This window comes from Amphibacillus xylanus NBRC 15112 (assembly GCF_000307165.1).
Lineage (GTDB): Bacteria > Bacillota > Bacilli > Bacillales > Amphibacillaceae > Amphibacillus > Amphibacillus xylanus.
The window spans coordinates 1,239,333-1,252,460 of the sequence record NC_018704.1; the positions used below are offsets into that span (position 1 = coordinate 1,239,333).

General features: G+C 34.1%; 15 protein-coding genes. 13 read left to right on the forward strand and 2 right to left on the reverse strand.

The features are described 5' to 3' along the window. Nucleotides 1-77 precede the first annotated feature (77 nt). Together rnz and AXY_RS06165 are read right to left on the reverse strand one after the other, a co-directional pair. Nucleotides 78-1,013, reverse strand: a complete 936-nt coding sequence (rnz, locus tag AXY_RS06160) for a ribonuclease Z (RefSeq protein ID WP_015009931.1) — start codon at nucleotides 1,011-1,013, stop codon at nucleotides 78-80. Nucleotides 1,014-1,041: 28 nt separating this feature from the next. Beyond that, nucleotides 1,042-1,803, reverse strand: coding sequence for a glycerophosphodiester phosphodiesterase (locus AXY_RS06165; RefSeq protein WP_015009932.1), 762 nt, complete (start codon nucleotides 1,801-1,803; stop codon nucleotides 1,042-1,044). A gap of 68 nt (nucleotides 1,804-1,871) precedes the next feature. On the opposite strand from AXY_RS06165, the gene AXY_RS06170 reads away from it, so the two are divergent. The 13 genes from AXY_RS06170 to lysA all read left to right on the forward strand — a co-directional run bounded on the left by AXY_RS06170 (nucleotide 1,872) and on the right by lysA (nucleotide 13,115). Beyond that, on the forward strand, nucleotides 1,872-2,663 hold the full coding sequence (locus AXY_RS06170) for an SDR family NAD(P)-dependent oxidoreductase (protein WP_015009933.1): 792 nt from the start codon (nucleotides 1,872-1,874) through the stop codon (nucleotides 2,661-2,663). Nucleotides 2,664-2,698: 35 nt separating this feature from the next. Then, entirely contained in the window at nucleotides 2,699-3,241 is a 543-nt protein-coding gene (locus tag AXY_RS06175) for an NUDIX domain-containing protein (RefSeq protein ID WP_015009934.1), read from the forward strand. A 12-nt stretch (nucleotides 3,242-3,253) separates the two neighbouring features. Beyond that, the gene (locus AXY_RS06180; RefSeq protein ID WP_015009935.1) at nucleotides 3,254-4,417 is read left to right on the forward strand and encodes an endonuclease Q family protein; all 1,164 of its coding nucleotides are present in this window, start codon (nucleotides 3,254-3,256) and stop codon (nucleotides 4,415-4,417) included. A gap of 162 nt (nucleotides 4,418-4,579) precedes the next feature. Continuing rightward, nucleotides 4,580-5,218 (forward strand): stage II sporulation protein M, encoded by a 639-nt coding sequence (gene spoIIM, locus AXY_RS06185; protein ID WP_015009936.1) that lies wholly within the window; start codon nucleotides 4,580-4,582, stop codon nucleotides 5,216-5,218. 108 nt (nucleotides 5,219-5,326) lie between these two features. Beyond that, entirely contained in the window at nucleotides 5,327-5,779 is a 453-nt protein-coding gene (gene fur / locus AXY_RS06190) for a ferric iron uptake transcriptional regulator (protein WP_015009937.1), read from the forward strand. Between the two features lie 135 nt (nucleotides 5,780-5,914). Continuing rightward, a complete protein-coding gene (locus AXY_RS06195; protein WP_041450123.1) occupies nucleotides 5,915-6,097 on the forward strand; it encodes a hypothetical protein in 183 nt (60 codons plus the stop codon). Nucleotides 6,098-6,114: 17 nt separating this feature from the next. Continuing rightward, on the forward strand, nucleotides 6,115-7,002 hold the full coding sequence (gene xerD, locus AXY_RS06200) for a site-specific tyrosine recombinase XerD (protein ID WP_015009938.1): 888 nt from the start codon (nucleotides 6,115-6,117) through the stop codon (nucleotides 7,000-7,002). Between the two features lie 135 nt (nucleotides 7,003-7,137). Then, on the forward strand, nucleotides 7,138-8,301 hold the full coding sequence (locus tag AXY_RS06205; protein WP_015009939.1) for a D-alanyl-D-alanine carboxypeptidase family protein: 1,164 nt from the start codon (nucleotides 7,138-7,140) through the stop codon (nucleotides 8,299-8,301). Between the two features lie 140 nt (nucleotides 8,302-8,441). Further along, nucleotides 8,442-8,789: an anti-sigma F factor antagonist gene (gene spoIIAA, locus AXY_RS06210; protein WP_015009940.1), complete on the forward strand. Its 348-nt coding sequence runs from the start codon at nucleotides 8,442-8,444 to the stop codon at nucleotides 8,787-8,789. Beyond that, a complete protein-coding gene (gene spoIIAB, locus AXY_RS06215) occupies nucleotides 8,789-9,229 on the forward strand; it encodes an anti-sigma F factor (protein WP_015009941.1) in 441 nt (146 codons plus the stop codon). The genes spoIIAA and spoIIAB overlap by 1 nt, the downstream gene beginning before the upstream one ends. A gap of 12 nt (nucleotides 9,230-9,241) precedes the next feature. Then, the gene (gene sigF, locus AXY_RS06220) at nucleotides 9,242-9,994 is read left to right on the forward strand and encodes an RNA polymerase sporulation sigma factor SigF (protein ID WP_015009942.1); all 753 of its coding nucleotides are present in this window, start codon (nucleotides 9,242-9,244) and stop codon (nucleotides 9,992-9,994) included. A gap of 186 nt (nucleotides 9,995-10,180) precedes the next feature. Further along, a complete protein-coding gene (locus tag AXY_RS06225) occupies nucleotides 10,181-11,587 on the forward strand; it encodes a spore germination protein (RefSeq protein ID WP_051007531.1) in 1,407 nt (468 codons plus the stop codon). Nucleotides 11,588-11,816: 229 nt separating this feature from the next. Continuing rightward, nucleotides 11,817-13,115 carry a diaminopimelate decarboxylase gene (gene lysA, locus AXY_RS06230; protein ID WP_015009944.1) on the forward strand — a complete coding sequence of 433 codons (1,299 nt, stop codon included), beginning with the start codon at nucleotides 11,817-11,819 and terminating at the stop codon, nucleotides 13,113-13,115. Nucleotides 13,116-13,128 lie beyond the last annotated feature (13 nt).

Genomic DNA, 13,128 nt, shown 5'->3' on the forward strand with positions numbered 1-13,128 from the left:
AGCCACCTGGTATAGAGATCTACTTTACCAGGTGGCTCTAATTCTATTATACAAATCTAGCTCGTTTCTGATCGTCATTATTTTATGCGCGTATCCTTTGGCACATCTATTGTTAGGAAATCTTGTGCTAATAATGTCTGTTTAAATACAGCTCTTGCTTCACGTAAAAAATCCTCGAGATCATGCTCTTGATATCGTGCAGATATATGAGTCAGAATTAACTGTTTAACTTGTGCCTGTTTCGCAAGTTCGGCAACTTGAACATTTGAACTATGATAGTATTGATCAGCTAAATTTTGATCTTCTCCGTGAAAAGTTGCTTCATGAATTAAAAGATCACAATTATAAATAAAATCGACGTTTTTTAATGGATAACGTGTATCACCAAAAATTGCGATTTTACGGCCTTTTTTATTTGAACCGACTACATCTTGCCTGTAAATCAGTTCCCCATTAGGTAGTTGAGTCACTTCGTTTGATTTAATTTGTTGATAGATTGGACCGGGCTTTATGCCAAGTGATTTAAGTTTGTCTACCTGAAGCTCTCCGATCTGATCCGCTTCAATTATTCGATAGCCAAATGAGTCAACACCATGATCTAATTTAATCACATCAATCGTATAATCGTTTTCAACAAATTGAAAACCATGATAGACCTCAACAAAATTAAGCTGGTAACCTAATTTAGTTTGACTAATTGATAAACTCATTTCGATATAATCTCTGATCCCTTTTGGTCCATAAATCGTTAATGGACTTATACCTTCTTGGAAAGAGCGGCTACTCAATAAACCTGGTAAACCATAAATATGATCGCCATGTAAATGAGTAATAAAGATTTTTTCTATTTTACGTGGTTTGATTGTTGTATGCAATATCTGATGCTGTGTCGCTTCACCACAATCAAATAACCAAATTGATCCTTTGTTGTCTAATAAATGCAAGGCAACTGAACTAACATTTCTTTGCTTAGATGGTAATCCAGCTCCCGTTCCTAAAAATGTGATTTTCATTTAAAATACCTCATTTAATTCTCATTAATTATTGTGTAATTTGCTTTAAGTATAATTGGCGTTTCTCAATAGCCAAGTCAGGACGATCCGTAATAATCATATCACATTTGGACCGGAAACATCTCCTCATTACTTGGGGATGATTGATCGTATAGGCACCTACGTATTGTTGATAATGATGATATTTATTAATAATTGTTTGATTAGTGTTTTGATGCTTAATATGAATTCCAACAGTCTTTAACTGTTTTGATAAATCAATTAACTTTAAATTATGTCTTTTGGTTAATAGGGCACGTTTAGTCAAAGGGTCTATCTCCATTAACTTTTTAATACTTAAGCTGTTAAAACTTGAAAAAATAACACGATCAAGTAGATTATAGTGCTTGACCTGGTCATAAACGATATCTTCCATCTGAGTATGACTTGATTTATGTATTTTCAACTCCAAATTTATCAAAATATCTTTTGCTTGAGCCCATTGTAATAATTCTTCTAATGCTACAATTCTTTCCTCTTTAAATTCAGAATTAAACCATGATCCGATATCTAATTGCTTCAAGTCTTTGAAATTCCACTCATTAACAGGTCCATGTTCATTAGTGATTCGATTAATCGTTTTATCATGAATTAAAACGGGTACTTGATCTTTTGTCAAATGAATATCAGTTTCAATCCCATCAGCATGTTGATCGTATGCTAATTGAAAAGCGGACATCGTATTCTCAGGTCTATAGTAACTTGCACCGCGATGGGCAATGATTAGCGGTATGATAATGATCACCACCATATAATTATTTGCGATTCCACATGAATCATAGCATAATATAGAAGAATGTGGTATCAGGGGGTTTGAAAATGAGAGATTTTACAGATAAGACGATTATTATTACTGGCGCAACTAGCGGGATTGGCCGAGCACTTGCGACAAATCTATCAGAAATGAATGCGAGGCTAATTTTAATTAGTCGATCAGAAAAGAAACTTAATCAATTATACGATCAGTTAACTAGTAAATCAGCTAAGACAGTTTATGTTTATGCAGCAGATTTAACAAATAGCCATGCATGTAAAGCAGTATTTGAAAAAATTATTAACGATCATCATAAAATTGATGCAGTAATTAACAATGCTGGTATTGGTGTATTCGAATATGCACATTTAACGCAAACCGAAGATATGTTACATATGTTTCAATTAAATTTATTTTCAATTGTTGAATCGATTAAAATCTTGCTTCCTATTTTTAAGAAACAATCTTTTGGACATATTATCAATATTGCGTCAATTGCGGGGAAAATGGCTACACCGAAAGCTAGCATATATAGTGCATCAAAAAGTGCATTAATCGCTTATACAAACGCACTAAGATTAGAAAGTGAAACAGATCGACTATTCATTACGACAGTAAATTTAGGCCCTGTGAAAACTAATTTTTTCAAACGAGCTGACCCAAGTGGAAGTTATCAAAAGCAAGTCGCACGTTATATGTTAACACCTGACGATGTAGCAAATAAGATCATAAAAGTTTTATTTAAAAGAAAACGAGAAATTAACCTTCCGTGGTGGATGGCGTTTGGTACAAAGATTCATTATTTATTTCCAACACTAATTGAAAGATTATTTAGATCACAATTTAGTAAAAAGTAAAGGTAATCGTATCTTGAATGAGGGGGAGACTAACAATGAAAAAGTTTGAGGAAAAGACAATAAGTAGTGAACACATATTCTCTGGTAGAATGATTGATCTAAAAGTTGATACAGTTAGCTTACCAAATGGCGAAACTTCAACTAGAGAAATAGTTACACACCCAGGAGCAGTTGCCATTATTGCGCTAACGGATGATCAAAAAGTTGTCGTTGTAGAGCAATATCGTAAACCGTTAGAAAAGACATTGCTTGAAATTCCAGCTGGCAAATTAGATGCCGGTGAAGATCCTGCTGAGACAGCTAGACGAGAATTAGAAGAAGAAACGGGCTATCAAGCAAAACAGTTGAAGTATTTGACTTCATTTTACACGTCACCAGGTTTTGCTAATGAAATTCTTTATTTATATTTAGCAGAACAATTAACATTGGTTGAAGATGGGCGACAGCTTGATGAAGATGAGTTTGTTGAAGTATATGAATATACGATTGAAGAATTAGAAATGTTCGAAAAGTCACAACGCATTCATGATATTAAAACAAGTTATGCGATTCAATATTTAAAATTACATCTGAAATAGAGGAATCAGACAATGTTAACGTCATTTTATGCTGACCTACATATTCATATTGGTAGAGATCAATTTAATCGACCTGTAAAAATAACCGGTTCTAAAAACTTAACATTAACTAATATCTTAGCCGAGGCCAGTAGAAATAAGGGGTTAGATTTAATCGGTATTGTTGATTGTCACGTACCATCAGTTCAAGATGAAATGATGCAATTAATTAGTAGTAATCAAGCATATGAATTAGATGAAGGTGGGATTCAATTTGAATCGGTGACATTACTTTTAGGTGTTGAGTTAGAAGTTTATGATCATGGTGCATTAGGTCCGATCCACTTATTATGTTTTTTTCCGTATTTGGCCACGATTATCAATTTTACAGATTGGTTAAAGGACCGGATGAAAAATATTCAACTCAGTTCACAAAGAGTTTATGTCTCAGCCATCACTCTACAGGAAAAAGTCAAAGAACTTGGTGGCTTATTTATACCAGCTCATGTTTTTACGCCTTTTAAGAGTCTCTATGGTAAAGGGGTTAAAAAGTCGTTAACGGAAGTTTTAAATCCAGAATTGATCGATGCGATTGAATTAGGATTAAGTTCAGACACATATATGGTTAAGCAAATAAATGAATTAACGAATTATCCATTTTTAACAAATTCAGACGCACATTCTTTAGTCAAAATGGCGCGAGAATATCAATTGATACAAATGAGAGATAGTAGCTTTATCGAATTTGAAAAAGCCCTAAAAGAGAAGGATGGACGGAGGATTATTGCCAACTATGGTATGCACCCACGGCTAGGTAAATACTATCAATCAATTTGTAAATATTGTGAAGGTACCTCATTTACCGAAGATAAGTATAAATCGTGTGGTCGTTCGGGCAAAATTAAAGGCGTTTCAGAAAGAATTTTAGAAATAAGCTCTAGCGAAGTAGATGATCGGATAAGGCCACCATATTATTATCATGTCCCTCTAGATTATGTTCATGGACTTGGTAAGAAGACATATGAACGATTACTTAAACATTTCGGAACAGAAATGGCTATTTTACATGAAGCGGATATAAGTGAAATAGAGCATCTAGTAGGAAATCGAATCGCGGCTCAAATTGAACAGATTCGAACTGGTAAGATTACCATTCATACAGGTGGTGGCGGTCGATATGGTAAAATCAGTGAGTAATCAAGTTTTTTTATTATGAAATTGAGTTTAATTATATTAAACTGCCTAGTTCAATTTTTATCATCAAAATAGTTCTATTTCGTTCTATCATTACATATTTTTAGTATAGCTTTTGATATAGTTGATCAAAACTTTATTATAGAATGTGTGGTGAAACGATTGATGAACTTAAAATTTCGCAAAGAAATTGGTCAACACATTGAAACGAATCAATTAAGTTATCTATTTATCATAGTTTTATTTATCGTCGGTCTCATTTTTGGAGCGGTCATTGTCCTAGCGATGCACTTTACTCAGAAGCAAGATCTGTTGTTTTATGTTAATCAATATTTCACAAGAATTGATGAACAACAAATTTTGATCAACTCAGATTTATTTAAATCAGCATTATTCTCACATTTTCAATATTTGCTGATTATTTTTCTGCTAGGCCTATCTATAATAGGTTTACCAATTATTTGGGTCATGGTGTTTGTAAAAGGGACATTTATTGGTTTTACAGTAGGTTATTTTGTTCAGCAGTATGGTTTTAAAGGGTTAATGTTTATTAGTACTACGATCTTACCACAAAACTTGATTATCATTCCTGTTTATCTTTTTGGTGCGACGATTGCGATGCTTTTTTCTGGTCAACTACTAAAAAAATTGTCTGGACGTAGAATGATTCGATTTACAATAGAACCGCTCATTCAATATTTACTAGTATTTGTCGTATTATTTGGTTTTTGCATCGTTGCAGCTCTGATTGAAGGATACGGTACCAGTTATCTTATTCCGATTGTTAAACAGTTTATTAATTAATAAACATTATTATTTAGTTAGCTAACAACTATTTTCAAATTATAATTATTGTAATTGACAGTTTCTCACTCTCTGATTATAATTGAGAAAGTGGGAGGGGATTCCATCATGGAACATCGTATTGAACGGATAAAAAAACAACTACATGCTCAAAGTTATAAACTAACTCCACAACGTGAAGCGACTGTACGAGTGTTACTTGAACATGAGGAAGACCATTTAAGTGCTGAAGATATATATTTGCTAGTTAAAGATAAAGCACCTGAAATCGGTTTAGCGACAGTATATCGAACATTAGAATTACTATCAGAATTAAAAATTATTGATAAAATAAATTTTGGCGATGGCGTGTCACGATATGACTTGCGAAAAGAGGGGGCTACCCACTTCCACCATCATTTAGTATGTATGGAGTGCGGTACTGTAGAAGAAATCGTAGAGGATTTACTTGAAGATGTTGAAGCAATTATTGAACGCGATTGGGGATTTGAAGTGAAAGATCATCGACTAACTTTTCATGGGATATGTCGAAATTGTCGTTCAAGCAATCAATCTAAATAATCTGTAATCAAATTAAAAAGAGCTGTTATTAAATAGCTCTTTTATCATTTTTAGGTTTAATCTCAATTCATCCTGTTAAAACTGATTAACAATTAATCTGGCTGAATGTTATTTTAATTGAAGGGATGCCTAAAAATGAAACGAGTCAAGATCATCTTAATAGAATTATGTAAAGTCATCATTATTTTTTCAATTACTTTTTATATACTATTGTATGGAATTAGTATGATGAGAAATGAATATCAACAACAATTACGCAAGATTGAGCCTGAAAAAGCAGCTGAACATGTCAGTATTTTTAATTTTTTCTTAAATTAATAGTTGGGGTGAAATGGATGAAGTACGAAATTGAAGATTTTATTCATTATATACAAATTGAACGTGGCCTTTCACATAATACACTTCAAGCTTATCGACGTGATTTAAATAAGTACTTAAGCTATTTAAATGAAATTGAGCTTATAACAAAATGGGAAGAAGTCGATCATGCTATAGCTACTCGTTTTTTATATCATTTAAATGATCATGGAGCAAAATCTACGACGATATCTCGTACTTTATCATCACTAAGGAAATTTCATCAATTTTTAGTAATGGAAAGAATAGTTGCAGTTGATCCAACTATTCATATCGAGTCACCAAAGAAAGCACGTCATCTACCGAAAGTTTTATCTGCTGAAGAAGTTGATCAATTATTAGCCATTCAAACTGATGATCCATTATCAATTCGAAATAAGGCAATGGTAGAGACGCTTTACGCGACAGGTTTGCGAGTTTCTGAACTAGTTGACTTAACGATAAATGATTTACACTTGATGATGGGCTTTATTCGTTGCTTCGGTAAAGGTGGCAAAGAGAGGATCGTCCCATTAGGCGATATGGCTAAAGAGGCAATTGAATTCTACTTAGATTCTTCTCGGGAATTTCTAGTCAAGGGAAAGGCTGTCGATGCACTATTTGTTAATCATCATGGTAGACCTTTATCACGTCAAGGATTTTGGAAAATATTAAAAACCCTTGCTAGTGAAAGTGGCATTAAGAAAAATATAACACCACATATGTTAAGACATTCGTTTGCAACACATTTGCTAGAAAACGGTGCAGATTTACGTTCGGTTCAAGAAATGCTAGGCCATGCTGATATATCCACAACGCAAATTTATACACATGTTTCAAGAAAACGATTAAAAGATATTTACAGTCAGCACCATCCACGGGCTTAATCAAAATTATTATTTATATGCAAGAACAATATTATTGAGTGATTTCGTAATTATAATACGATATCACTCTTTTTTGTTATAAAAATATGAAAAATTGGAAAAAATGAAATTATTAATATTGAGGAGGCTAGTACAATGAAACGAATCTTTTTGTTCTTGTGCTTGTTTATGTATTTGGCACAGCCAAGTAGTTTGTTAGCAGAAGAAAGTCAACCAAACTTAGATTTAAAAGGGAAAAGTCTGATTCTTATTGAACAAGATACAGGGAAAGTTTTGTATGAAAATAATAGTGATCAACCATTGCCGCCAGCAAGTATGACTAAAATGATGACATTATTACTCGTTGCTGAAGCATTAGAAGAGGCTCGAGTAAGTATAAATGACACTGTCATCGTCAGTGAGCATGCAGCATCAATGGGGGGTTCTCAGATTTTCCTAGAGCCCAATGAGGAAATGTCTGTAGATGATCTATTAAAGGCAGTTGCTATCGCGTCAGCTAATGATGCAAGTGTTGCATTAGCTGAATACATTTATGGTAGTGAACAAGCTTTTATCCAAGCGATGAATGATAAAGTTGCAGAATTAGGTTTAGAACAGACCCATTTTCAAAATACGACCGGTTTACCTGCGGAAGATCATTACTCATCTGCCTACGATATGGCTATGATCGCAAGGGAACTATTAAAATATGAGTTTATCACAGATTATACGTCTATTTATGAAGATTATCTAAGAAAAGATACTGAAGATGAATTTTGGTTAGTTAATACGAATCGACTAGTTAAATTTTATCCAGGTGTCGATGGATTAAAGACAGGCTTTACTCAAGAGGCTAAATATTGCTTAACAGCCACGGCTAAGAAAGACAATATGCGATTAATTGCTGTCGTTATGGGTGCTGAATCACCAAAAGAAAGAAATGCAACGATCTCACGTTTGTTAGATTTTGGCTATGCGCAATTTCAACTTCAACAATTATATACGACTGAACAAACTGTAACAGATATGGAAATTATTAAAGGTGAAGTCAATCGAATTGATGTATATCCAAAACAAAATGCATCTATTTTAACTAAAAAGGGCGAAGATCTAAGTTTAATTGAAACTAAAATTGAGATTAATGATCAAATAATGGCACCGATTAAAAAAGACGAAGTAGTCGGAAGCTTAGAAATATATTTGAATGACCAATTAATTGATTCAGTTGATTTAGTTGCTGGAGCAAATGTTGAACGCGCCAATGTTTGGCAACTAATGGCTGATTCATTTAGAAGATTAGTTAAAGTTGGCAAATCATAATAGACGAATAGCATTTGTGTCGAATGTTACCTAGTTTTTTCTAGTTTTGTCGATAAGAAGGAATTGCATGCTTTAATCAAGAATGATGTAGGTATCTCATTTTTTTGAAATGAAAAAGCAAAGGCTAGGGAGGAATGACAATGTTAGAAAAGAAATTTCTAGTACATGGTGATATTTTGTTAGTCCGATTAAAGGGTGAACTAGATCATCATGAAGCTAATGAGCTAAGACGAATGTGGCAAAACGAAATGGAGAGGAACCGAATTCGTCATATCATTCTTAACTTAGAACAACTCACTTTTATGGATAGTTCTGGTTTGGGTGTGATTTTAGGTCGTTATAAACAAATTAGACAAATCGAAGGAGAGATGGTTATTTGTTCAATTTCTCCTATCGTTAATCGATTATTTGAAATGTCGGGGATGTTTAAGATAATGCGACGTGCTCAGGGTGAAGAAGAGGCATTTAGCTATTTGGGGGTAGCGTAATGAACAATCACATGCAGATATCGTTTAAAAGTATTAGTGAAAACGAAGCTTTCGCCAGAATTGTTGTCGCTTCATTTCTTGCACCATTAGATCCGACTCTTGAAGAATTGGCTGAGGTTAAGACTGTCGTTTCTGAAGCAGTAACGAATGCGATTATTCACGGTTATGAGCAAGCGAGCGATTTTGATATTTATTTAAGCTGTGAAATAAATGATCACCATCTAAAAATTGTGATCGAGGATTTTGGTGTTGGGATGGATGATATTGAAGAAGCAACACAACCTCTCTATACATCTAAACCTGAATTAGAACGCTCAGGTATGGGCTTTACGATCATGGAAAACTTCATGGATCATGTATTAGTTGAATCTTCATTAGGACACGGAACGAAAGTTACTCTAGAGAAAACATTTCAAAAATCGCGCTCGATTCATCAATAGGGTGTGAGAGACATGTCATTAAATGAAGTGAAAAAACAAAGGCAATTGACTGATGAAGAAGTTAAACATTATATTAAGCAAAGTCAATTAGGTGATCAAGAAGCAAAGGATATTTTAGTAGAGAGAAACGTTCGTCTTGTTTGGTCAGTTGTTCAACGATTTTTAAATCGTGGCTATGATCAAGAAGATTTATTTCAAATCGGTTGTATCGGACTCATTAAATCGATCGATAAGTTTGATTTATCTTATCAGGTAAAGTTTTCAACTTATGCAGTTCCGATGATAATTGGTGAAATCCAACGATTTATTCGTGATGATGGTTCGATAAAAGTAAGTCGTTCACTTAAAGAATTGGGTAATAAGATTCGTAGAGAGAAAGAGGCGTTATCGAAATCTTTCGGCAGATCACCAACTATTTCTGAAATCGCATGTGCATTAGACGTTACCCCAGAAGAGGTGATCCATGCAGAAGATGCGATAAAACAGCCTCATTCAATTCACGAAACAGTATATGAGAATGAAGGCGATCCAATTACTCTACTTGATCAATTGGCTGAGGAAGAAGCTGATTGGTTTGATAAGTTATTGATTTCAGAAACGATAAAAAATTTAGAGCCAAGAGAACAATTAATCGTATATTTACGCTATTACCAAGACCAAACTCAAGCTGAAGTAGCTAAAAGAATTGGGATTTCTCAGGTTCAGGTCTCAAGATTAGAAAAGAAAATACTAAAAACAATGAAACAACAAATGTCTCAAACTTAGATCATGCATTTAGTAGATTGTCTAAGTGTCGATCTGATTATATCACTTCTACAATAACCTTTACTCGTATATTTTTATGGTAAATTCTCATACTAAACGGGAGTTTATTGTAAAGGAAGTGACGACATTTTTAGACAACGAAAATCTTCTTTGAAAATTGGGCAAATTAATCAGGTTGAAAGTTACATGCGAGAACACGTCGGTGTTGGTGTATCATTTGATGCGGACTTTCGTGAAGTCATCATTTTAGGAACAAAAGTTCAACTATACTTTGTCAATGGATTGTGTGATACGACAATACTTGTTGAATTGTTAAAGTCATTAGTGCGTATCAATGATCATGAATCTGAATCAATGAAAGTAGTAGATATAGTTAGAAATCGCATTGTCCATCAACAATTTGAGGAGCTAGATGATATTAATGAAGCAATTACCAAATTGTTATCTGGCTTGGTCATCATTTTTATCGATGGTTATGACAAAGTGATGATAGTTGATGTACGATCATACCCGGGCCGGTCTCCTGAGGAACCAGATACCGAGCGGGTGGTACGTGGTTCTAGAGATGGTTATACTGAAAACATTATTCAAAATACCGCGCTTACGAGACGGAGAATTCGTGACCCAAGATTACGAAATGAGATCATTCAAGTTGGTGATCGTTCAAAAACAGATATCTGTATTTCTTACATTAAGGATTTAGCTGATCCAGAATTGATAGACATTATTAAGCAAGAGTTAAAATCGATTAAAACAGATGGTCTATCAATGGCTGATAAAGCTTTAGAAGAATATATAGTAAAGCAAGGCTTTAACCCGTTTCCAATTGTAAGATACACGGAACGTCCAGACGTAGCATCTGTCCATTTATTTGAAGGTCATGTGATCTTAATGGTAGACACATCACCAAGTATGATCATTACGCCAACGACATTTTTTCACCATGTCCAACATGCTGAAGAATATCGTCAAACGCCTTCATCTGGTACATTTGTGAGATGGATTCGGTTTATTGGGATCTTTGTTTCGATCTTTATTCTACCTTTTTGGTATTTACTTTCAATTGAACAAAATCTATTACCAGAAGCACTTCAGTTTATTGGTCCTAATGAAAACACAGGTAATGTACCGTTGTTCCTACAAATTATCCTAGCAGATGTTGGGGTGGAACTACTGAGGATGGCAGCAATTCATACGCCTACACCTCTATCAACTGCAATGGGTCTTATAGCAGCTGTATTAATTGGTGATATTGCCATCTCAGCAGGGCTATTTACAGGAGAAGTTATTCTATATGTTGCAGTTGCTGCAGTAGGTTCTTATGCAACACCGAGCTATGAATTAAGTATTGCTAATAAATTAGCGCGGATTATTATTGTACTTGCAACATTTGCATTTAATTTGCCAGGGTTTGTTATTACGACAACACTCTACATTTTGTCTTTAGCTAGTGTAAAATCATTTAATACACCATATTTATGGCCGTTTATCCCTTTTAATTTTAGAGCATTGCGACAAATCTTAATTAGATACAGTGTACCTGCGAAAGAGACTCGTCCGAGCATTACACACGCAAAGCAGAAAAAAGACTAAGTATGACATTAAAGTTGATTCCATTAATAACATGTGATAAATTGATTTTATCAAATTAACCGGTACTAAGACATTTGCTACAACTTTAAAGTGTCATTAGTTAGGGAGAACGTGACAAAGACCAAACTTTTAAACATCCCTTGATTAAATGTCTCAGAATACAATCTTAAGGGATGTTTTTTTACATCATCAGATAAATGTCATGTTTAATTAATAGGGGGATCATAAGGTGAATGAACAATTAAAGACAAACGAAAAAGACCACCTTATTTTTGGGGGCATCGATACGATTGAATTAGCAAAAAAATATGGAACTCCATTATATGTCTACGATGTCGAGAAAATACGTCAAAATGCACGAGCTTTTGTCAATCAATTTAATAAGCTAGGCGTTAAAGCACAAGTCGCATATGCAAGTAAGGCATTTTCTTCTGTAGCTATGCTACAAGTAGCAAAACAAGAAGGTTTAAGTCTAGATGTTGTTTCACAAGGTGAATTGTATACCGCACTTAAAGCTGATTTTCCAGTAGAGAAAATTCATCTACACGGAAATAATAAGAGTATAGATGAATTAAGAATGGCGATTGAAAATAAAATTGGCTGTATCGTAATAGATAACTTCCATGAAATTAAACTACTTGAGCAATTATTAAATGAACACGATCATCAAATCGATGTTTTAATCCGAGTGACACCAGGTATTGAAGCACATACTCATGACTATATCTTAACAGGTAATGAAGATTCTAAATTTGGCTTTGATATCGCAAGCGGACAGGCTGAAGAAGCGTTTAATCTTATCATTAAGTCTAAACGGATGCACTTAAAAGGATTACATTGCCATATAGGATCGCAAATTTTTGAAACGGATGGTTTTATTTTAGCTGTTCAACGATTATATTCCCTTATGAATGAGTGGAAGATTAAATATCAATTTAATCCAGAAGTTTTAAACGTTGGTGGTGGTTTTGGTATACGCTATACAAGTGATGATCAACCATTGCCACTATCGCATTACGTTACTGCACTAGTCGAAGAGATAAATACACAAGCAAATAAGTATCAAATGGACTTTCCTGAAATTTGGATTGAGCCAGGTCGAGCAATTGTGGGGAACGCAGGAATAACTTTATATGAAGTAGGCTCTAAAAAGGAAATTCCAAATGTTCGCAATTATATATCAGTGGACGGTGGCATGACGGATAATATTCGACCTGCTTTATATGATGCTAAATATGATGCTGTGATTGCTAATAAAGTCAATGCTCCTAAAACTTATCAAGGCTCTATTGCTGGTAAGTGTTGTGAATCTGGTGATATGTTAATCTGGGATTTAAGATTGCCAGAAATTGAAGCGGGTGATATACTAGCAATGTTTAGCACTGGGGCATATGGTTATTCAATGGCTAGCCATTATAATCGATTTGCCAAACCAGCAGTAGTATTTATAGAAAACGGAATAGATAAATTAGTCGTAAAACGAGAAACTTATCAAGATGTATCTCGATATGACTTATCGTATGAGTAGATGGAGGAATTAA